23 protein-coding genes are annotated in these 22,085 nt (G+C 46.5%); 13 read left to right on the top strand and 10 right to left on the bottom strand.

The genetic code is table 11. The annotated features are described in order from the left end of the window. Positions 1-26: 26 nt before the first annotated feature. From JHJ32_RS10320 to JHJ32_RS10335, 4 genes are read right to left on the bottom strand one after another with little or no spacing between them, the layout of a single operon-like run. Positions 27-788 carry a phosphate ABC transporter ATP-binding protein gene (locus JHJ32_RS10320; RefSeq protein WP_200120912.1) on the bottom strand — a complete coding sequence of 254 codons (762 nt, stop codon included), beginning with the start codon at positions 786-788 and terminating at the stop codon, positions 27-29. Further along, positions 789-1,640 carry a PstA family ABC transporter permease gene (locus tag JHJ32_RS10325; RefSeq protein WP_233632589.1) on the bottom strand — a complete coding sequence of 284 codons (852 nt, stop codon included), beginning with the start codon at positions 1,638-1,640 and terminating at the stop codon, positions 789-791. Beyond that, complete coding sequence (gene pstC, locus JHJ32_RS10330) at positions 1,637-2,533, bottom strand: phosphate ABC transporter permease subunit PstC (RefSeq protein ID WP_262497464.1); 897 nt, start codon at positions 2,531-2,533, stop codon at positions 1,637-1,639. The genes JHJ32_RS10325 and pstC overlap by 4 nt, the downstream gene beginning before the upstream one ends. A gap of 4 nt (positions 2,534-2,537) precedes the next feature. Further along, positions 2,538-3,425 (bottom strand): PstS family phosphate ABC transporter substrate-binding protein, encoded by an 888-nt coding sequence (locus JHJ32_RS10335; RefSeq protein ID WP_233632590.1) that lies wholly within the window; start codon positions 3,423-3,425, stop codon positions 2,538-2,540. Positions 3,426-3,744: 319 nt separating this feature from the next. Between JHJ32_RS10335 and JHJ32_RS10340 the strand changes: the two genes are divergently transcribed. The 8 genes from JHJ32_RS10340 (at position 3,745) to JHJ32_RS10375 (ending at position 11,947) form a co-directional block, all read left to right on the top strand. Then, positions 3,745-5,853, top strand: coding sequence for a HEPN domain-containing protein (locus tag JHJ32_RS10340; protein ID WP_079715875.1), 2,109 nt, complete (start codon positions 3,745-3,747; stop codon positions 5,851-5,853). Positions 5,854-5,888: 35 nt separating this feature from the next. Further along, positions 5,889-6,647, top strand: a complete 759-nt coding sequence (cobA, locus tag JHJ32_RS10345; RefSeq protein ID WP_079715876.1) for a uroporphyrinogen-III C-methyltransferase — start codon at positions 5,889-5,891, stop codon at positions 6,645-6,647. 16 nt (positions 6,648-6,663) lie between these two features. Beyond that, a complete protein-coding gene (locus JHJ32_RS10350; RefSeq protein WP_079715877.1) occupies positions 6,664-7,266 on the top strand; it encodes a bifunctional precorrin-2 dehydrogenase/sirohydrochlorin ferrochelatase in 603 nt (200 codons plus the stop codon). Continuing rightward, a complete protein-coding gene (locus JHJ32_RS10355; protein WP_079715878.1) occupies positions 7,247-7,954 on the top strand; it encodes a phosphoadenylyl-sulfate reductase in 708 nt (235 codons plus the stop codon). Before JHJ32_RS10350 ends, JHJ32_RS10355 begins: the two co-directional genes overlap by 20 nt. A gap of 20 nt (positions 7,955-7,974) precedes the next feature. Next, a complete protein-coding gene (gene cysD / locus JHJ32_RS10360; protein ID WP_079715879.1) occupies positions 7,975-8,865 on the top strand; it encodes a sulfate adenylyltransferase subunit CysD in 891 nt (296 codons plus the stop codon). Positions 8,866-8,910: 45 nt separating this feature from the next. Beyond that, the gene (locus JHJ32_RS10365) at positions 8,911-10,158 is read left to right on the top strand and encodes a sulfate adenylyltransferase subunit 1 (protein ID WP_176146112.1); all 1,248 of its coding nucleotides are present in this window, start codon (positions 8,911-8,913) and stop codon (positions 10,156-10,158) included. Positions 10,159-10,360: 202 nt separating this feature from the next. Continuing rightward, positions 10,361-11,692 carry an NADP-specific glutamate dehydrogenase gene (gdhA, locus tag JHJ32_RS10370; protein ID WP_200120914.1) on the top strand — a complete coding sequence of 444 codons (1,332 nt, stop codon included), beginning with the start codon at positions 10,361-10,363 and terminating at the stop codon, positions 11,690-11,692. Between the two features lie 9 nt (positions 11,693-11,701). After that, the gene (locus JHJ32_RS10375; RefSeq protein ID WP_200120915.1) at positions 11,702-11,947 is read left to right on the top strand and encodes a hypothetical protein; all 246 of its coding nucleotides are present in this window, start codon (positions 11,702-11,704) and stop codon (positions 11,945-11,947) included. Positions 11,948-11,951: 4 nt separating this feature from the next. Here JHJ32_RS10375 and JHJ32_RS10380 read toward each other — a convergent pair whose 3' ends face one another. Then, positions 11,952-12,635 carry a Sir2 family NAD-dependent protein deacetylase gene (locus JHJ32_RS10380; RefSeq protein WP_079715882.1) on the bottom strand — a complete coding sequence of 228 codons (684 nt, stop codon included), beginning with the start codon at positions 12,633-12,635 and terminating at the stop codon, positions 11,952-11,954. A 69-nt stretch (positions 12,636-12,704) separates the two neighbouring features. Between JHJ32_RS10380 and rnhA the strand changes: the two genes are divergently transcribed. From rnhA to JHJ32_RS10405, 5 genes are all read left to right on the top strand, one after another. Continuing rightward, the gene (gene rnhA, locus JHJ32_RS10385) at positions 12,705-13,163 is read left to right on the top strand and encodes a ribonuclease HI (protein WP_079715883.1); all 459 of its coding nucleotides are present in this window, start codon (positions 12,705-12,707) and stop codon (positions 13,161-13,163) included. Between the two features lie 82 nt (positions 13,164-13,245). Beyond that, positions 13,246-13,752, top strand: a complete 507-nt coding sequence (locus JHJ32_RS10390) for a hypothetical protein (RefSeq protein ID WP_079715884.1) — start codon at positions 13,246-13,248, stop codon at positions 13,750-13,752. Between the two features lie 96 nt (positions 13,753-13,848). Beyond that, positions 13,849-14,436: a hypothetical protein gene (locus JHJ32_RS10395; RefSeq protein WP_200120916.1), complete on the top strand. Its 588-nt coding sequence runs from the start codon at positions 13,849-13,851 to the stop codon at positions 14,434-14,436. Positions 14,437-14,473: 37 nt separating this feature from the next. After that, a complete protein-coding gene (locus tag JHJ32_RS10400) occupies positions 14,474-15,232 on the top strand; it encodes a sensor histidine kinase (RefSeq protein WP_079715886.1) in 759 nt (252 codons plus the stop codon). Positions 15,233-15,255: 23 nt separating this feature from the next. Beyond that, positions 15,256-15,882, top strand: coding sequence for a response regulator (locus tag JHJ32_RS10405; RefSeq protein WP_200120917.1), 627 nt, complete (start codon positions 15,256-15,258; stop codon positions 15,880-15,882). 1 nt (position 15,883) lies between these two features. Here the strand turns inward: JHJ32_RS10405 and lysA are convergent, their stop codons facing one another. The 5 genes from lysA to JHJ32_RS10430 all read right to left on the bottom strand — a co-directional run bounded on the left by lysA (position 15,884) and on the right by JHJ32_RS10430 (position 22,058). Continuing rightward, on the bottom strand, positions 15,884-17,056 hold the full coding sequence (gene lysA, locus JHJ32_RS10410) for a diaminopimelate decarboxylase (protein WP_200120918.1): 1,173 nt from the start codon (positions 17,054-17,056) through the stop codon (positions 15,884-15,886). 17 nt (positions 17,057-17,073) lie between these two features. Then, positions 17,074-18,387: an aspartate kinase gene (locus JHJ32_RS10415; RefSeq protein ID WP_079715889.1), complete on the bottom strand. Its 1,314-nt coding sequence runs from the start codon at positions 18,385-18,387 to the stop codon at positions 17,074-17,076. A gap of 63 nt (positions 18,388-18,450) precedes the next feature. Beyond that, a complete protein-coding gene (locus JHJ32_RS10420; RefSeq protein ID WP_200120919.1) occupies positions 18,451-19,398 on the bottom strand; it encodes a D-2-hydroxyacid dehydrogenase in 948 nt (315 codons plus the stop codon). A gap of 76 nt (positions 19,399-19,474) precedes the next feature. Further along, positions 19,475-20,542, bottom strand: a complete 1,068-nt coding sequence (serC, locus tag JHJ32_RS10425; protein ID WP_200120920.1) for a 3-phosphoserine/phosphohydroxythreonine transaminase — start codon at positions 20,540-20,542, stop codon at positions 19,475-19,477. 145 nt (positions 20,543-20,687) lie between these two features. After that, positions 20,688-22,058, bottom strand: a complete 1,371-nt coding sequence (locus JHJ32_RS10430) for a sigma-54 dependent transcriptional regulator (RefSeq protein WP_079715892.1) — start codon at positions 22,056-22,058, stop codon at positions 20,688-20,690. Positions 22,059-22,085: the final 27 nt, after the last annotated feature.

A 22,085-nucleotide genomic window follows, 5' to 3' on the forward strand; every position in this document is an offset into this window, starting at 1 on the left:
GTACGTGTTCAATGCCGCGTGGAAGATTAACTAATAAAACCTTTTACATATTGCTTGGTTAATTCCTCCTTGGGGTTGAGCAACAGCTCTTCCGTAGGTCCGAACTCGACAATTTCCCCCATGTATACAAAAACGATGTAATCCGATATCCGTCGGGCTTGACGCAAAATATGGGTCACCAACACGATGGTATATTGTTCTTTTAGCCGTACGAACAGGTCTTCTATCTTATGCGTTGAAATGGGATCAAGCGCCGATGTAGATTCGTCGCCGAGGATGATTTCAGGCTCAACAGCCAGCCCCCTGGCGAGGCAAAGCCGTTGTTGTTGGCCAATAGAAAGTTTGGCCGCAGAGGTGTGCAAGCGGTCCTTTACTTCTTCCCAAAGCCCGGTGTCTTTCAGCTGCTTTTCGACGATGTCGTCCAAATCCGTTTTTTTTCGTATACCGTGTATTCTTGGTCCATAGGCGACATTGTCATAGATAGACATAGGTAACGGATAAGGGCGTTGTGACAGGAGCCCCATTTTCTTACGGATATGCGTCACTTCGGCAGCGGGTGCATAAATATCTTCCTCGTCTACCAATACACTTCCGGTTACCCTTACGTCGGCTGTATCATCCAGCAATCGATTAAAAGTCTTCAACAACGTAGTTTTGCCACATCCCGAAGGGCCGATAATCGACGTCACGCTTTTATCGGGAATATTGATATTGACATGTTTAAGAATATGATGGCCACCAATGTGAACATTCAAATCCTTGACACGTATGAGCGGATGTTGCGTCATCTATATTTTGTGTTTAGTCTGTTTTGCTGCAAGAAAATGTGAAGCGACAACAATAGCTAAAATAATCACAGTAAGGATAAGTGCGGAGGCATATGCACGGCCCTGCACCTCGGGTATGGGGCTTCCCAATTGGAAAAATATTGCCAAGGGCAACGTAGCCGCGGGTTCATCCAAGTATTTCGGAATGTTGTCGCTGAAGCCTGCTGTAAAGAGTACCGAAGCTACGTCGCCAATGCCGCGGCCAAAAGCAAGGAGGATGGCTGTATAAATGCCAGGTTTGATTTGACGAAGGATCACCTTGGCAGCTTCCCATCGCGTAGCCCCCAAGGATAGCGCAGCATGTTTAAGTTCCTTGGGTACGGTAGTAATGACCTCATCCAGCGTACGTACCAAAATAGGAATAATCAGTAACGTGACAGCAATGACACCGCCAAGCAACGAAGCGCGAACGCCCAGCCAAATCATAATACTGAAGGCGAAAGCGCCATATACGATAGAAGGGATGCCAAACAGAACATCATAGGCTAGTTTGGCTGATTTGTTCAATAAGCTTCCGCTCTTTAGGTAGATATTCAGATAAATGGAAATCGGGATGCTGACTAGCAGCCCCAATATGGTGGCGCCTCCTGCCAAGTAGAGCGAGCCGATGATTGCATTGAGCACGCCGCCTTCTTTGCCTATATAAAAGCCGCCTTGTGGGGCTTTAGATACCATATCCCAAGTAAGATAGGGCAATCCTTTGATCACAATAGTACCAACAATTAAAAACAAGCTGGAACTGAGTACGGTACAAGCGCCTACCATCAATACCTTAAAAACGGTTTCTTCAGCTTTTCTTTTTTTGATACTCATGAGGCGCTGTATTTTGATTCAACACGATGAAGAACAATGCGCGAAACGAGATTAAACAAAAAGATGATAACAAATAACAGCAACGCCGCAAACATCAATGCGGAATCATACAACGGAATGGACATCATTTCGCCAAAATTATTCGCAATAAGTGCAGGTAGGGGATACCCGCCGTCAAAAACAGATGTAGGTGCAATCGGCACATTCCCGCAGACCATTAGTACGGCAATGGTTTCACCGAATGCTCGCGATACTGCCAATACGGTTGCCGCAACAATTCCAGATAACGCCCGCTTAAGCACGACTTTTTTAATGGTTTCCCATTTAGTAGCCCCCAAAGAAAGGGATGCATCCTTGAGTTCTTTAGGAATGGTGCGTAACACTTCAGAAACAATGCTGACCAGAATGGGAAATATCATCACCGCCAACACCACGCCGCCCGTAAATACCGTATAACCGCTTGAGTAATCGGTAAACTGAGGGGCGATATACTCACGGACGATGGGTACCACAAAAAATATACCCCATACTCCATAAATCACAGGAGGAATCCCTGCAAGGATATTGACCAACGGCAGGATAACACTACGCACACCTGGTTTGGCATACTCAGTAAGATAAATTGCAGTAAGTAAGCATAAAGGCAGCGCGACTACGATGGCAATCAGTGTAACCCACAATGTACCCATGATAAACGGGTAAAAACCAAACTGGCCTTTGGAGGGAGCCCACTCACTGGCACTGAAGAGCGATAGCAGGGTTTGTTCTTCGAATAAAGGCGCGGCCCGCCAATATAAACCAATGCCAATCAAAAACACAAAGGATACCGACGCAATTGATAGGATAAGCATCGTGTTGGCTATCAATTTATCTTTAATAATCCTCCAGTTCACAATATCAATTTAGTTTAGCAAGTTCTTCCTTTAGCAGTTCTTCATGTAGTGGGATATAACCGTTTTCCAGCAGAATCGCCTGCGACTCCTTAGTCAACACAAATTGGATAAATTCAATCACCACAGCATCATCCGGTTTGCCCTTCAACAGAAACGAGAGATTGCGCGACGGAGGCGATGGATACCGGCCGAGTGCGACTGCCTGGGTAAGGCTATCGATGGTATCATAGAAATTTTCCTCCGATGAAATCCTGCCGTCTCCGTTTAAATCTATCGGGATGACCCGGATACCCGCCGTCTGTTGCCGTGTTTTTAAATCATAAACGTAGTTGATGTTGTTGAACCCTACGGCTAATGGATTTTTTTGGATAGCCTGCGCAATGCCAGGATCCCCGAAAATACCCACTCCTTTGAGTTCTTCCTGCGAGCTCCCTAAGAACGCTGCCCAGGTCTCTGCGGCGCCCGCAGCGTCCGATCGGACATATACATGCAAATCATCAGGAGAAAATGTGGGATCCAACTGACTCCATTTTAAACGGTTGCCTTTTACGAATACCTCACTCAACTCTCGTTGCTTTAATCCACGTTCCAAGATGGCATTCCGATTAGGATTGTGCTCGCTGAACGTCCCAACAACTGCATCTTTCGCCACATTGATGACATAAGCGCCACGCGCATATTCCTGCTGGTGAATGTCGCGTGATACTAACCCGATGTCTACCATTCCACTTAATGCATCAGCGATACCTTTGCCGGCGCCCCCGGCAGAGATGTTAAAGCGAACATTAGGATGCACCTCCTTGAATTGTTCGCTCCATAATACGACAAGGGGATAGAGCGCAAAGGCGCCCGATACAGTGATCGTTCCCCGCAGCTCCTTTCCGCCGTCCAAACTGGATGAATTTTTAGGAGCACAGCCACACTGTACACTGATAAAAATGACTGTTAAAATACGAAGTGATAAATACAGTATGCCGTTAATCCTCATATCGTCATAAACTCGAGTTGGCAAATATATACAAAATAGGTAGACATTATATAATTCAGTAAATTTTAGTTGTTGAATAAAAATTATACTACTTATTCTATATACTTGCGTATATTTGCCTGCGTGGGCTATACACATCGAAGCATGGTCTGAAATGGCGCAAATCGTGCAACGTATAAACAACGCCCTCCGTGTAGGTAGTTCTTAAAAACTAAACAACATCATGCAGAGTTTTAGGACAGAACTCGAGAACCCGATAGTAGAAAAGGAGATTATCGAACTCGAACGTAAAATCAGGGAGTACCAGGAAGGCAAGATTGCGGAAGAGAAGTTCCGCAGTCTCCGGCTGGCGAGAGGCGTATACGGCCAGCGGCAGCCCGGTGTGCAGATGGTCCGTATTAAGCTGCCATTTGGCAAAGTAACATTCAAGCAGTTGCTTCGGATAGCTGATATATCGGATGAATACGCGAGCAGTAATTTGCACTTGACCACCCGGCAGGATATCCAAATCCATTATGTTAGCTTAGCCAAAACACCTGAATTGTGGACTAAACTTGCGCAAGACGATATTACCTTGCGGGAGGCGTGCGGCAATACGGTCCGGAATGTGACCGCGTCGCCCAATGCGGGGATTGATCCGGAAGAGCCATTTGACGTATCGCCGTATGCGCAAGCTTTGTTTTCCTACTTCCTCCGGAATCCGATTTGCCAGGAAATGGGGCGCAAATTTAAGGTCGCTTTTTCATCCAGTGAACGGGATACCGCGTTCAGTTATGTCCATGATTTGGGTTTCATTCCCAAAGTCCGCACCGTAGCAGGCATTGATGAACGAGGTTTCAAGGTCATGCTGGGTGGCGGATTGGGTGCACAGCCGATGATTGCCCATGTGGTTCATGACTTTTTGCCTGAGGACCAACTCATCCCTTATACAGAAAGCGTCATTCGTGTGTTTGACCGTTATGGCGAACGCAATAACCGGAATAAAGCCCGATTTAAGTTTCTTGTTCAAAAAATAGGACTTGAGGAAGTGCTGCGATTGGTTGACGAAGAACATACAGCAAATAAAGTGAAGTCGTTTATGGTCGATCGAAATGCAGTGCCCCAACCGGAGCCGCCTGAGGTATCCCCAGTCGTTGCGGAACTGCCGATAGACCTGTTTCGTTACGAGGTATGGGAAAAAACCAACGTGTTCCCCCAAAAACAGGAAGGGTTCTATGCAGTCTATGTGAAAGTACCGACAGGCGACCTCAGCACGACCAAGGTCCGTAAACTCGTCGAAGGCGTAAAGGGTCATATCGCCGATGAAATACGCATCACGCAAAATCAGGGCTTACTATTTAAATTTGTCAGGAAGCAGTCATTGCCTCATGTCTTTAACATATTGAACAGCCTCGGGCTTGCGGCGCCGGGTTTCGACAGCGTGGCGGACGTGACAACCTGTCCCGGTACGGACACCTGTAATTTGGGGATTTCAAATAGCACAGAGATGGCGCGGGTGCTCGAACAGTTGATTTACGAGGCGTATGCAGATCTGGTCTACAACCGCGAACTAAAGATAAAAATCAGTGGCTGCATGAACTCTTGTGGACAGCACGGATTGGCGCACATCGGGTTTCATGGCAGTTCGTTAAAAGCTGCCGGCAAGGTGGTCCCCGCAGCACAGGTTATGATGGGTGGAGGTACACTCGGCGATGGCCTCGGCAGGGTGGCGGATCGCGTAATCAAGGTTCCTTCCAAACGGGTCACCGACGTTTTACGATTGATCTTAGACGACTATGCGTCCTATGCCATGGAGGGCGAACTATTTCACGATTACTACGATCGGCAAACCAAGGATTATTTCTACCGTTTACTTAAGCCGTTGGCCGATTTGACCACATTGACGGATGACGAGTTTGTGGATTGGGGCCACGAAGAAACATTTCAAACGGCAATCGGTGTTGGCGAATGCGCGGGTGTAGTAATCGATTTGGTCGCTACTTTGCTGTTTGAGGCCGAGGAAAAGCTGGACTGGGCGAACGAAAGTTACCGAACGGGGGGATATGCCGATGCCATATACCACGCCTATAGCGTGTTTGTCAGCGTCGCGAAGGCATTATTACTCGATAAAGGGGTCAACAGCAGCTCGCAGCATGCCATTCTTAAGGACTTCGACAATCACTTTGTCGAAACCGGGGAGTTTACTGTTTCGGGTGGTTTTGCCGAACACGTCTTGCAAATTAATAAACATGAGCCTTCCGAAACTTTTGCCAGCTATTACTTGGCGGCGGCGATCGATTTCTTTGAAACAACGAAGGCAAAGCGAAAGGCCAAAGACATGATCAACGTCTAACGGCCTGAAGACTATCATATCCAACGGACAGACATATGAAACTTTACCCGAAAATAACGTTGGTAGGGGCAGGGCCCGGCGATGCCGATTTGATTAGCCTCAAAGGCTTGAAGGCATTGGCTATGGCCAACGTGGTCCTTTATGATGCATTGATAAATGACGAACTGTTGACCTATGCGCCAGCGCATGCACTACGGGTATATGTGGGCAAACGGGCAAATCGCCACGCGTACAGCCAACAGGAAATTAACGAAATGATGGTTGCCTACGCACGGTCCCAAGGTCACGTCGTCCGTCTCAAAGGGGGTGATCCGTTCGTATTTGGCAGAGGCGGGGAAGAGCTGGAATATGCAGCTAAACACTTTATACCTACCGCCGTCGTGCCAGGCATATCCAGTTCCATAGCCTTAGCGGGGCTACAGGGCATTCCGCTAACCTACAGGGGGGTGAGTGAGAGTTTTTGGGTAATCACCGGCTCTACGACGACAGGTGTAATAGCCAAGGATATTTATACCGCTGCCAAGACAGATGCGACGGTGGTCGTACTGATGGGATTAAATAAGTTAACCGAGATCACCGAAATCTACAGGCAGGAGGGAAGAGGTAATCTTCCCGTGGCGATTATCCAGAATGGTTCCTTGCCCGATGAAAAAATCGCATTAGGAACAATGGACACCATTGAAGCTGAAGCCGGCGATCAACAAATAGGGGCTCCCGCGGTGATTATAATAGGAGAGGTGGTGGGTAAACACGAACGGTTTACATCACGCCAACGGCGTGCGGTGGCAATATAAATAACAGAAAACAAGAATGGACAATCAGTTATTCCCGATCTTTCTGCAATTGAATCACTTACGAACACTCCTTGTCGGCGGGGGCGGTGTAGCACTTGAAAAGCTTACCGCCTTGCTCCGGAACAGCCCACAGGCGTCCGTTACCGTGGTTGCGAAACGCTTAATACCTGAAGTTCGTGCATTTGTACGCGACTATCCTTCGGTTCAGGTATTCGAACGGGCTTTTGACGATACGGATTTGGATAATGCGGATTTGGTGGTCGTGGCATCAAATAACCCTTTTTTAAATGCTCATATCCGCCAGGAAAGCCGTAAGCGGCACCTTCTGATCAATGTTGCGGACAAACCGGATCTATGTGACTTTTACCTGGGTTCAATCGTCAAGAAGGGGAATCTCAAGCTAGGTATATCCACCAATGGCAAATCACCCACAATGGCCAAACGCATCAAGGAGTTATTGGATGAATCGATTCCCGATGAAATTGACGAAACGCTCCAATACATGAGTGAATTGCGCGATTTATTAAAAGGGGATTTTACGGATAAAGTGAGGGAACTGAACGCCCACACTGCTTCGTTGCTGATGTCAAAACGGACGCATGGAAACACTGGTAGATGAAATAAAGAGAAGTTTGGCCGATAGGCACGTAGTGGAGGCGTTGGCTATATTGACCGAACGATTTCCAGGAAAGGTTGTGTTTTCCACTAGTTTTGGTATTGAGGATCAGGTTATTGCTCATTTTATTTTTAGCAATAATTTACCCATCCGAGTTTTCACCCTTGAGACCGGTCGGCTATTTCCGGAAACCTACTACGTATGGAACCGAACCTTAGAAACATATGCCGCAGAGATAGAAGCTTATTTTCCGGATACTTGCGCAGTGCAGCGATTAATCAGCCAAAAGGGGCCGTCAAGCTTTTATGAATCCATCGAAAACCGGAAGGAATGTTGCCGGATTCGCAAGATTGAGCCATTACAGCGGGCCCTCGAAGGCGCAGCATGCTGGATTACGGGAATCAGGGCCGACCAATCGGACAACAGGCAGGGCATGTCACAAGTAGAGTGGGATAACACCAATCAACTTATTAAATTTCATCCAATCTACACCTGGTCACTTGACGATGTATGGCAGTTTGTCAAAAACCAAAATATTCCCTATAATCCTCTTCACGACAAGGGATTCCCTAGTATCGGTTGTGCACCGTGCACCCGTGCAGTACGAGCGGGAGAAGATTTCAGGGCCGGGCGTTGGTGGTGGGAAGACAAAAGTAAAAAGGAGTGTGGATTGCACGCAACGAGCTCATAGTTTGAAAAATAGAGAATAGTATGGATTATTTAGATCAGTTAGAGGCAGAGGCTATTTACATCCTACGGGAAGTGGCAGGCCAATTTGAAAAGCCTGCATTATTGTTTTCAGGTGGAAAGGATTCAATTACATTGGTTCACCTCGCTGAGAAAGCCTTCCGCCCCGGCAAATTTCCCTTTCCATTGGTGCATATTGATACCGGACATAACTTTCCAGAAACCATAGCCTTCCGTGACCAATTAGTCGCAGGTTTGGGCGAAAAACTGATTGTGGGCTATGTACAAGACAGCATAGACGCCGGTAAGGTAGTTGAGCAAAAGGGCAAGCATGCCAGCCGCAATGCCCTGCAAACGGTGACCCTCCTCGACACGATTGCCGAGCACGGCTTTGACGCTTGTATCGGCGGTGCCAGAAGGGATGAGGAGAAAGCACGAGCCAAAGAACGGATATTTTCCGTGCGCGACGAATTCGGACAATGGGATCCGAAGCGCCAACGTCCCGAACTTTGGAACATATACAACGGACGGATCCAGAAGGGCGAAAACGTGCGGGTATTTCCCATCAGCAACTGGACTGAGCTGGATGTGTGGAATTACATTCGCAGGGAGGGCATTAAGCTTCCGTCGATCTATTTTTCACATGAACGAGACGTGATTACTCGGAATGGCCAGTTGATGGCTGCCTCCGAATTCTTGAATATTGACCATGAAGATGTTGTGGAGTACCGCAAGGTGCGCTTCCGTACCGTGGGGGATATGACCTGCACGGCAGCTGTGCCGTCTGAGGCTTACCACATCGACGATATCATCGATGAGATTCGTCTGTCGAACATCAGCGAACGCGGAGCACGGATGGATGACAAGGTTTCGGAAGCGGCCATGGAAGACCGCAAGAAAAGTGGGTATTTTTAAGACAAATAACACAAGGAAAGACTGAAATCATAACCTGAATAATAAATGGATATACTCAAATTCTTCACCGCGGGCAGTGTGGATGACGGGAAAAGTACCCTGATCGGAAGGTTGTTGTACGATACCAATTCCGTGCTGGATGACCAACTCGAAGCCATCCGACGTGCCAATCGCAAGAACAATGACGGTACATTGGATTTAGCCATACTAACCGATGGGCTGAAAGCCGAGCGCGAGCAGGGTATCACTATTGATGTAGCCTATAAATATTTTCAGACCGAGGAACGGAAATTTATCATAGCCGATACTCCCGGGCACATTCAATATACAAGAAACATGGTAACAGGTGCCTCTAATGCCGACTTAGCCATTATCTTGATTGACGCCCGGAAAGGGGTGGTCGAGCAGACGCGAAGGCATTCGTTCATCGTATCGTTGTTGGCTATTCCAAATGTATTGGTTTGCGTCAATAAGATGGATATGGTAGACTACGACCATTCGGTCTTCGATAAAGTGAAGGATGATTACGAACGGCTAACCGAAAGCCTGAACATCCGGCAAGTCGACTATATTCCGGTAAGCGCGTTAAAAGGTGATAATATCGTCAATCGGTCAGCCAATATGCCGTGGTTTACAGGATCACCATTGCTCAGATTCCTGGAAACCATACCGATCAGCCAAGCCGTGGAAACCGCAAAGGCGAGATTCCCCGTGCAGTGGGTCATCAGACCCCAGACAGATGAATTGCACGACTACCGTGGATATGCGGGACGGGTTATCGGCGGTTCATTCCGGGTAGGGGATCCCGTGGTCGCGATGCCATCGGGCTTCGGCAGTGTCATCAAGCGCATCGAATTGGCCTCGGATGACCTGAATGTCGCCGAAAATGGCGCCTCTGTGGTTATCCACTTGACGGACGATATCGATATCAGCCGTGGCGACATCCTGGTAAAACAAGGTGAACAGCCAGCGGTATCCCGACAATTCGAAGCCGAAATTTGTTGGATGGATGCCAAATCGCTTGACCCAAGCCAAATTTACTTATTACAACATCACGGCAAAACAACTAAAGTGAAAGTACAAGATGTTATTTATCGCATCGATATGCAAACGCTGGAAAAATCGTCCGGCAGTGAATTCGGACTAAATGATATCGGTAAAATACAGTTCAAATCGGCGGATCCATTAGCCATGGATCCATACACGGCAAACAAAGCCAACGGCGGTGCCATCCTTATCGATTCGCGTAATAATTTGACCGTAGCTGCATTAATGATTACAAAGCTGGACTAACTCGTACAGTAGCCGTTCATGCAGCTTGGACGGTCTAATGGGTTGGTGAGGCGAACACTATTTAACATAACGTCAATTATATAATTTACCCAACTTAGTGACTTTCCAAAAATAGCCCGACCCATTTAAAAATTAGTTTACAGAACACAATCATTATTAAAAATTTTTAAATTTGTGGCTCCAGACACTATATTAAATTTACATGTCAGAATATTCCCAATCGTTTATTGATTACGTAGCTGCACGCAATCCAAACCAAGCTGAATTTATACAAGCCGTCAAAGAAGTCTCAAGCGATGTCATTCCTTACATCGACGAACATGCACCTGAGCTTATCAATTTGAAATTGCTGGAACGAATGGTTGAGCCGGAGCGAACAATTTCATTCCGGGTTGTCTGGCTTGACGATAATCGGCAGGTGCAAATAAACCGGGGTTATCGTGTACAGATGAACAGTGCGCTTGGTCCGTATAAAGGCGGACTACGATTTGCTCCAACGGTTAACCTAAGTGTCTTAAAATTTTTAGCATTTGAGCAAATATTCAAGAATAGTCTCACCGGGTTGCCCCTTGGTGCAGGCAAAGGTGGCGCAGATTTCAACCCCAAAGGCAGATCGGACAACGAAATTATGCGTTTTTGTCAAAGCTTTATGACCGAACTTTATCGGCATATCGGTTCAGACACGGACGTGCCCGCGGGTGATATTGGTGTCGGCCAACGCGAAATCGGTTATTTATTTGGCCAGTATAAACGTCTCCAGAACAACTTTACTGGTGTCTTAACGGGCAAAGGTCCGGCCTGGGGCGGTAGCTTTATGCGGCCCGAAGCCACTGGATTTGGATTACTGTACTTTGTCGAGCGAATGCTTTATGAAAATGGTGACTCATTGAAAGGAAAAAAGGTGGCTATCTCCGGCGCCGGTAACGTAGCTTATTATGCAGCTTTGAAAGCAATAGCGCTTGGCGCTAAAGTGGTTACCATTTCGAACAGTAACGGGACAATCTATGATGAAAGTGGATTTACGCTGGAGAAGCTGGATTACGTGAATTCGTTGAATCGTAACCTTGAAGCGTATACTGCACGCTATGCTGGCGAATATCATGCGGGTAAAAAACCTTGGCAATTTACGTGCGATATCGCCCTCCCCTGCGCCACCGAAAATGAGCTAAACGAGCAGGATGCCGAGCTGCTGCTAAAAAACGGTTGCATCTGTATAGCTGAAGGCGCAAATATGCCTTGCACGGCAGAAGCTGTAGAAGCTGTTTTGAGGTCGGACATGCTTTATGCACCGGGTAAAGCTGCTAATGCAGGCGGTGTGGCGGTATCAGGGCTTGAAATGTCGCAGAATCGGCTTGGTCAGCAGTGGCCTGCAGACGCCGTGGATAATCAGCTCAAAAAGATTATGCATGACATCCATGACACTTGTGTGCATTACGGCAAAAACAAACATGGCAAGATCAATTACCTGAAAGGCGCCAATATTGGCGGTTTTATCAAAGTTGCGGAAGCCATGAAATCGCAAGGCTTAGTATAAAATAAACGCATGAGAACGGTAGCCGAACTCCCCCACCCTGACTTTAAGATTACGATTTTCGCGATGAATCAGAAATTCATCATTAAGTTTGAGCAGGGCTCACTTGAACAAGTTTACAAAATCGCCGAGTCAGCGATCACAAACGGCGTCGATGGTGTATTCCAGCTTATTGATGATGAATTTAACCATTCTGTTGCAGAGCGTTTTAATGACATGCGCAAGTCATTTATCAGTGCCTACGACCGGCATGAATAGTGATTTAGGTGGTCAGCTGTGCGACGATCCACGGCACACCAACGGTAGCTTTTTCATCAACACAGATAACGTCGGTCCGCTTAAGTAATTCCGACGCCTGCTGGTCAACAAAATATTTCGTCGCGGTTGCTGGCACCTCGTTTAATAAGCCGGCAGCTGGATAAACTTGGAGTGAAGTACCAATTATGATGAATATATCTGCTGTCTGGCAAATACGGATAGCTTCCCCCATTGCAGGCACCGGTTCCCCGAACCAAACAACGTGCGGTCGCAACTGGCTTCCTAATTCGCAACGGTCTCCCATGTGAAGTTTGCTTCCCGTTATCGGATAAGTCAGCTTAGGATTGATACTCGACTGCGAACGTGTAATAAGTCCGTGGAGGTGCAGTACAGTACTTGAGCCCGCACGTTCGTGCAGATCATCGATATTTTGTGTAATAATACTTACCCGATTGGTTTCCTCCAACGTTACCAAGGCGCGGTGTGCAGCATTTGGTTCCGCTTCTAATACGGCCTTGCGACGGATATTGTAAAAATGCTGTACCATTTCGGGGTCTTTTGCCCAAGCTTCTGGCGTGGCTACATCCTCCACCCTATAACCTTCCCACAGGCCGTCTTCGCCCCTAAAAGTTTTTAGCCCGCTTTCCGCGGAAATGCCAGCTCCGGTAAATACTACGATGTGTTTCATTTGTGCAAACTTAGGCAACCTGCTATTTTTTCGCAAGGGTTTCCCTCCGAATAACTACCTTTGCTGGCCATGATTGAATTATATACCGATGGCGCGTCAAGCGGCAATCCCGGTCCTGGCGGATACGGAGTTATCCTACGGTCAGGTCCTCATTATAAAGAAATATCAGAAGGCTTCCGAAAGACCACCAACAACCGCATGGAACTCTTGGCTGTCATAACGGGCTTGGAGGCACTTAAGAAGCCGGGGCAAGATGTCGTTGTTTATTCGGATTCGAAATATGTCATTGATGCGGTAGAAAAAGGCTGGGTGCATGGATGGGTAAGAAAAGGATTTGCAGGCAAGAAGAACAAAGATTTGTGGATGCGTTTCCTCAAGGTTTATAAAGTACATAAGGTACGCTTCGTTTGGGTAAAAGGTCATGCGGGTCATGCTGAGAACGAACGGTGCGACCAACTTGCCGTACAAGCTTCGCTTAATTCCTTGAACTGGAAAATAGATGCCGTTTTCGAATCGGGCAATGTATAAAATACCCATTTTGGTGTATTGCCGTTGATGGTCTTTTTTTTGATGTTTGTGAATCTAAGTGCAAACATAAAAGACCTTTATTATGGAAGATGCAAACAGCCGAAAAAAAAGCAAACTTACCCTCATTTCAGTCAAGTTAGCCAAGGAAATGGTTGATGCCTATGACGTCCAAAGACGACAACCCGCAGCAAAGGAACGCAGCAAAATCCTTGGCCGAAAGGTAGACGAACCACGTTGCGTTTGGGTGAGTAAGGAAGCCATCCTTGAGCTTCTGGAAATCAATAATGCAGACGGTATCCGCTTCTATTACGCAGTCGCGGATGATTACCCGGATTCCAAGCTTAAGAACCAAGAATATAAGTTGGCACAAACGCTTGTCATGGTAGCTACCAAATCCAAGGATCCGAAAGATCCAACGATGGAAAACAGTGTTGATTGTTTAAATATCCCCAAGGAAGACGAGACTGCCGTTAAATCTGACGAGAAAGCCGGACCGATAGTAATGCCCCTCAGTTCAACGAATGCAGGCCTACCAGCGGATGATTTAAACATGTGTCCGCCGCCCCCGTCGGAAGGCATGCTGCTTTAAGGTTATGTGCCCCAGACATCGATGAATACAATCACCATCGCTTTATTGTCCTTAGTTTTATTGGCGGCAATTCTTAGTTTCTATAAGAGAAAAATTTTGGGATCCTCCGTCCTGAAATTTTTCTCCTTTTTCCTGCTTTTCCAATTCCTCTACCAGTTGGCGGCGGCGCTGTATTCGTTTGTATTCACTCAGCATGAACCAAATTATTTTATATTCAACCTCACGATGCCAGTCAACATCGCATATTTTAGTGCTTTGTTCTATGACATCGTCAAACATCCGGCAAAACGGAAGTTTATCGTTTCCACCACCGTAATAAACTTGCTATTCTATGTTATCAATCTGGCTTTTATTCAAGGCCTTTTCGCATTGATGACTTACTCCCGTACAGCCTTGGCCGTTTCGTTGGTGATTTATTCGTTGCTTTATTTTCATGAAATGTTGACCTCATCGGCCGCGGAAAATGAAGTAAACCCTACCCGGAGTGCCACATTCTGGATTGTCACTGCCATCTTTTTCTTTTACCTTTGTAGTACACTGACCATCATTATTTGGGATTATTTAGTCGCCAGCAATCCGATCATAGGTCCGTTGATGACAAGAATATTCGGTTTTTTGCTTTACGCCATGTATGTTGTCGGCATGATGTTACATAAAGCTGAACACAAGGAGCCAACCGCATAAATAAATACGTTGATAAAACGGGATAATACCTGAAAACATGGACGCTTCCAGTAATGAAATCATCATCGCATTCCTGTTTGGAAGTTTGATGCTCGCGTTGATTGGCGTTTTTATGTTTATGATGGTCATCTTTTATCAAAAGCGGAAAATCAGGTCCATCGAGGAGCGCCAGCGCTTAATCGCGCAATACGAGCAGGCTGCATTGAAAGCCAAAGTGGAAATACGTGAAGAAACGTTGAAATACGTAGGTCAGGAACTCCATGACAATGTTGGCCAGCTTCTATCCTTGATCAAACTGTATCTTACTCATCCGGAAACGCAGCAAAAGACAGCCGTTACTCAATTAATTGACCAAGCTATTACAGATATCCGTGTCTTGTCCCACGATCTTAATATCAATCGTGTCGAGCAATATTCGCTAGGCGACTTTATCGAACAGGAACTTAATAAAGTACATAAGGCGGGTACGATGCAAACATCATTCGAGAGCGAGGGAATATGCGAGCTTCCAAGTATCCAGAACCGTGTGATGATAAGTCGCATTTTTCAGGAATGCATCAATAATATCTTAAAACATGCGGAAGCTAAACATATATTTGTTAAGTTAGTGGCGGAAAAAGGAAGTTGTGTATTATCCATTATTGACGACGGCGTCGGCTTTGAGACAAGTACTGTTCGCAATGGAACGGGATTCATTAATATCTATGATCGCTTGAAGCTCATCGGCGGAGATATCCGGATAAATTCTGCACCCGGCAATGGAACCAATATAACACTCCGTATTCCGCAAGGGTAACTGCTTTCCATAGTCTTTTAGCAATGATAACGATTGCGATAGCTGATGATCACAAGCTAATGTCAGAAGGTGTTGCATCCATTTTGCAATCCGATCCGAGTTTGACGGTAACTAAGATCTGCACCAATGGAAAAGAGCTTATAGACTTTCTGGAAACGCATACCGTCGACGTGGTGTTGATTGATTTAAACATGCCGATCTTAAACGGACCTGATACCATTCGCGCCTTGAAAAGAAATCAAACCCCCAGTAAAATCGTTGTTTTGAGCATGTATGCCGACGAGCATGTTTATGCAACGTGCAGGGAATTGGATATCAACGGATATTTACGCAAAGATTCCAATGCCCAGCATCTCATCGATACCATTAAAGCAATCCATAACGGCGAGAATCGGTATGATTATGACCGAGCCGATAAGGCTAACTCGATAGTGGCAAACGCGCTGTTCGAAGATAAATTCTTGAATAAGTTCAAGCTTTCCAAACGCGAACTCGAAATCATTAAGCTGGTAAGCAACGGGCATACAAATCAGGAGATTGCGGATATTCTATTTTTATCCATCCATACCGTGATGACACACCGTAAAAATATCCTGCACAAGCTGGATGTACGCAATACCGCAGAAATGCTGACACTAATCAATGGGTAGATCAGGATTGCTGAATGTCGTCGCTGTACACGTACCGTATTTCGTTTCGTAGGTTATAGTGCGAGGCCATGACCTCACCGTAAGCACCTGCCGTGCGTATGACTATCAGGTCTCCGCGTTCTGATTTTGGAAGCAGCACTTCCTTGCCAAAACAGTCGCTACTTTCGCAAATCGGCCCAACAACATCGTAATGCAGCATTTCCGTCTCCGACTCGGTTTGGTCGAGCCGTTCGATGCGATGATATGCCTGATATAACACCGGCCGCATCAATTCGGTCATACCTGCATCCAGAATTAGAAAATTTTTCTTGATTCCATTTTTCACATACAGCACCCGGCTGACTAAGCTACCACACTGTGATACCAATGCCCTGCCCAACTCAAAATGAACCTCCTGACCGGGCTTGCGTTCAAGAAAGTTGGCAAAAACCGAGAAATATCCAAGAAAATCCGGAACCAATGAAGCGTCAGGTTGGTGATAATCGACACCAAGTCCGCCTCCCACGTTAAGCACACGCAGACGGAAGCCACGTTCGTCAAACCAATTGTTAAGTTCATTAACTTTTACACAAAGGCTCTTAAACACGTTGAGATCAGTAATCTGGGATCCAATATGGAAATGTATGCCTATCAGCTCGATGTGTTGGCATTGCCTCAGTGTTTCGATGGCTTCGGGCAGTTCCCACTGTGCAATACCAAATTTATTTTCATCTAAGCCCGTAGTGATATAATGGTGCGTTTGGGCATCCACATTCGGATTGATACGGAGGGCTACACGGGCTTTTTTCCCTTGATCCGCCGCCAACCCATCAATAACCAACAACTCCTGAACCGATTCGACATTGAAGCTAAAAATGTCCTGGGTCAGCGCATACTTGATTTCCCTATCAGATTTGCCGACGCCGGCAAACACGATGTCGGTCGATCTGAAGCCAATTTCAACGGCTTTTTTTACTTCGTTTCCACTCACACAATCGGCTCCGAATCCGGCTTTGCAAATAGCGTTCAACAGCCTGTCATTGAAATTCGCTTTAAGCGCATAATGCACGTGAAAATTGTGGATATCGGCAGCTTGTTTAGCAGCGTCTAACGTCTGCTGCAACAATGCTAAATCATAAAAATAAAAAGGGGTTTCCTGCTGGGAAAAAGCAACAATACGTTGTGCGTCAAACATAATTGATCATTGGTAAATTAAAAAAGTCGGTTGTGTAATGACCGCAAAGCCTCAACTTTGTGTGCTGTTTGCAGCAGCATGGATATGTTATAGTTACTTCCCCCATAAGAAATCATGCGAATGGGAATGTGTTTCACGGCGTCAAGCACCCGCGAGGCGTAGCCGTGGGTGTCTAATCCGAAATCACCGACTACGCATACAATCGTCTGGTCCTTGTCTACTTCCACCGAACCGAAGTCCTTAAGTTCGTTTTCAATCTCTGTTAAGTATTTGGTATCGTCTATCGTCAGTGATATGGCCACTTCTGATGTCGTGATCATGTCAATAGGCGTTTTATAACGTTCGAACACTTCGAAGACCCTGCGTAAAAAGCCATAGGCGAGTAACATTCTCGACGAATGGATACGGATAGCCGTAATACCATCCTTCGCCGCGACGGATCGCACCACACCTTTTGCGGCACCTTCCTTGTTAATCAGTGTTCCCGGGGCCTGTGGCTGCATGGTATTCAATAACCGTACCGGCACATTATAACGTTGGGCGGGGAAGACACTCTGCGGATGCAATATCTTCGCTCCGAAGTAAGCTAGCTCCGCGGCCTCATCAAAACTGAGATTAGCAATCGGCTGGGTCCCCTTCACGATACGGGGATCGTTGTTATGCATACCATCGATATCTGTCCAAATCTGGATTTCGTCGGCACGAATAGCCGCCCCTATAAGCGAAGCAGTATAGTCACTCCCTCCCCTACGGAGATTATCAATTTCGCCAAAAGAGTTTCTGCATATATAACCCTGTGTGATAAAGAAATTGTGGTCGTTTGATTGGAGTAACAGTTCGTTCAACTGCTCTCGGATGAAATCTATTCTCGGCTCGTTGTCTTCATCGATTTTCATGAAGTCTAATGCCGGCAATAATTTTGACCGTATCCCGAGTTCAGTCAGGTAAAAATGGAAAAGTGTCGTCGAGATCAATTCGCCTTGTGCCAGAATAATTTTCTCCTCAATGGGAGTAAACAGATGGCTGGAAAAAGAATCGATAAGGTTAAAGTGATATTCGATTAGTTCTTTCCCGTTTTGAAGCCCTTCTTCAGTAGTAAAAAGCTCGGAAATCAATGCACTGTATTTATTGCGGAGTTCATGGATAAGCGCTGCGGCCTGACTCTTATCGCCTGCTGTGAAAGCTTGGGCTATTTCGACCAAGGCATTGGTGGTGCCAGCAACAGCCGACAGCACAACGATTTGGCGTTCCCGCGTATCGATGATATCAAGGAGTGCCTTCATGCGCTCGGCGCTCCCTACAGATGTTCCTCCGAATTTTAATACTTTCATTATAAAAAAATAAAGGCACAAAGATAGCTAAATGCCCCTTCATGCCACCATAACGCTTTGAAATTATTTTTTTAGGGTCTGGATGATTAAGTTGGCCAATTCCTCGCCAATACGCTCCTGCGCCTCATTAGTTGCTGCCCCGATATGGGGGGTCAGCGATACCCGGGGATTTGTCAATAATTCCTTACGGGGTGTGGGCTCGTTTTCGAACACATCCAAGCCTGCAAAGGCTACTTTTCCACTATTGAGCGCATCGATAAGTGCCAACTCGTCGATCACACCGCCGCGTGAAGCATTGACAAGGCCGACCCCGGGCTTCAACAGCTCAAATTCGTCCTTTCCAATAATCGGTTTATCGGTGAAGGGCACATGCAATGAAATGAAATCAGCATTTTGCAATAACTCGGCAAGTGCAACCTGTTTGATAGGCACGTCCACGGTAATGCCTCCAGACAAGGTTAGCGGGAGCGCCGCAGGAACTTCAAACAGGTCACTTACCATCACGTCCATTCCCAATCCCAGTCCGACCTTGGCTGTCTCTTTGCCGATTCGTCCGAACCCAACGATACCCAACGTTTTTCCGCGCAGTTCGACACCTTTCGCATACGCCTTTTTAAGCCCACCAAAATTGGTATCTCCCTCAAGAGGCATTTTGCGCTGTGCATCATAAAGGAACCGCACACCGCCCAATAAATGCGCAAACACCAATTCGGCCACGGACAATGAGGAGGCCGCTGGCGTATTCACCACGGCAATTCCCTTGGCAAGGGCATAATCGACATCGATATTGTCCATCCCTACTCCTCCCCTTCCAATCAATTTCAGGTTTGGACACACATCAATTAGCGCTTGGCGCACTTTCGTTGCACTGCGTACCGTAATAGCGTCGTATGCAGGTAGTTTTAAAGGGAGCTCCTCTTGTGGTATATGATTCGTATCTACGGTGAACCCTGCCTTTTCAAGCAGTAGCTTGCCAAGGGGGTCTATTCCGTCGTTTGCTAGTATTTTCATCTATATATTTGCTTTTTTATCCGCGACGAAGCTCGCCTGCCTACGATAAGCGGCGGGCGATAGCTTACAGTTACAACTATTTATTTTTTTCTTCAAATTCCTGCATGGCATCGACCAGTGCATTAACACCAGTGATACTCAACGCGTTGTATATGGAAGCCCGGAAACCGCCAACGCTCCGGTGACCTTTAAGCCCTACTAAGCCGCGTTCTTTAGCCAACGCTAAGAATGCGTCTTCATGTACCTTGTCCTCCATTACAAACGTGACATTCATCCGTGAGCGATCTTCCGGTACAGCCGTTCCCCTAAACAACGGATTCCGGTCAATTTCGTCATAAAGCGTACGTGCCTTAATGATGTTCTCCTGTTCGATCACTTCGACCCCTCCCTTGCTTTTCAGCCAACGCAGGTTGAGCATAGATACATAAATCGAGAATACGGGGGGCGTATTATACATGGAGCCCGCAGCGATATGAGGTTGGTAATCAAAAATAGTCGGTAAGGTACGCCCTGTTTTACCCAACAAGTCGTCTTTCACGATCACTAGGGTCACCCCTGCCGGTCCCATATTTTTCTGGGCACCTGCATAAATGAGGCCATAGTCGGCGACGTTTATTTTCCGGCTAAGGATATCCGAAGACATATCACATACGAGCGGTGCCGTACTTATTGGTGTTTCGAAAATTTCCGTTCCGAAAATTGTGTTGTTCGACGTATAGTGAAAATAAGCGGCATCGACGGGTATCTCGTACGCCTTGGGAATGTAGTTGTAATTAGCATCTGCTGACGAGGCGACAACAGCAACATCACCTACCTTTTTTGCCTCTTTAATAGCCTTACTTGCCCAAGTTCCGGTATCCAAATAAGCCGCCTTGCCTCCTTCAGGCAACAGGTTTAGCGGCACCATGGCAAATTGCATGCTCGCTCCTCCCTGCAAAAAAAGGATGGAGTAGCCTTGCGGTACAGCAAGCAGTTCGCGCACCAACCGTTCGGTTTCGGCTACCACGGCTTCAAATTCCTTGCTGCGATGTGATATTTCCAAAATGGATAATCCGGTATCGTTGAAGTTCAATATTGCCTGGGAGGCCTCTTGGAAAACCTCCTGCGGCAATATGCATGGTCCCGCTCCAAAATTATGTTTCATTTTTAGCTAAATTGAAAGGTTTCTTATTTAATTGGCCGCAAAAATAATAATTATTTATTGAAATTCATTCAATATATTCTTGGAATAATTGCGAATAATTCAACAGGGCTGAACCGTATGACCGAATCTACACCATCACACGGCATTATTCGATTCCATACTTTTCCATCTTGTTATACAAGGTTTTGCGGTCGATATTGAGCATCTGGGCAGCTTTGCTTTTGTTGTATTTCGCTTTCTGCAGTACATCCAAAATTAATTTGCGCTCGTGTGCTTCGCTATGTAAGCGGAGGTCCGGGGTGTCGGTTGTAGGTATCGTCTCCGTTGATACAGCCGGATTTTTTATGGCGAATACCATTTCTTCGGGCAGTGCAGCTACTTCTGCTTTCGCTCCTGGCGAAAGCAGCACCATGCGTTTAATCACATTTTTTAATTCCCGGAGGTTTCCGGGCCAATCGTAATTATGAAAAATATCCTTCACTTCTTCAGACAGTTCCACCACCCCCCTGCCAAGCTCTTCATTTGCTTTTTTGATAAAAAAGTCCACAAATTGCTGAAAATCAGCCCGGCGATCCCGAAGGGCGGGGACAATAATTTCAAATTCATTGATCCGGTGGTACAGATCTTCCCGGAATTTGCCTGACCCGAGCAAGTCTTCATTCGTTGCCGCTATAACCCGGACGTCTACATTGATTGTTTTATTTGCGCCCACCGGCTGTATAACCTTTTCTTGGAGAGCGCGAAGCAACTTGACCTGTACATCATAGGACAGATTGCCTATTTCGTCTAGAAACAGTGTGCCTCCTGACGCCTCCACAAACTGGCCAGTTTTGTCATTCAGCGCACCGGTAAACGATCCCTTAATGTGACCAAAAAGTTCGCTGGAAGCCAGTTCTTTGGAAAGCGTGCCACAATCAATGGAGATAAACGGCTTGTCGGCCCTCATGCTCCGTTGGTGAATGGACCGTGCTACATATTCTTTCCCAGTACCACTTTCCCCACGAATCAGTACAGACATGTCGGTTGGTGCCACCAGGGCAATGTATTCATGGAGCTTTCGGGCGGCAGCGCTGGTGCCTTCCACGAAATCGGCCATCGTATTGCCGGTGATGCCTGCTATCCGGCTTCGCATAACAGCAGGTTCTTTTTCAGTGGATTTGCCTTCCAGCGCCTCATTTACCACCATCAGCAGTTCGTCAGGGTTGACCGGCTTGGTGATGTAGTCAAAAACCCCCTGGCGAATAGCCTTTACAGCAGTCCGTACATCATTGAAGCTGGTCATGATTATGGAGGGAATGATCTTTCCTTCTGCGTGGAGTGCCTCCACGACATCTAACCCGATGCCATCACCCAATCGGTAGTCCAATAAGATCAAATGGAACGAATCGTGCTTAAGTGCCTCGATGCCACTTTTTACGCTATACTTTACCACCACCTCAAATCCTTTTTTCTTCAAGAAATTTTCAAGTATAGCAGCAAATGTGGTATCATCTTCTACCAACAAAATATTGGCCATGGAGCAAATGATTAAAAAGTTGAATGT

The sequence above is a fragment of the Parapedobacter sp. ISTM3 genome (assembly GCF_016533505.1).
GTDB classification, from domain to species: domain Bacteria; phylum Bacteroidota; class Bacteroidia; order Sphingobacteriales; family Sphingobacteriaceae; genus Parapedobacter; species Parapedobacter luteus.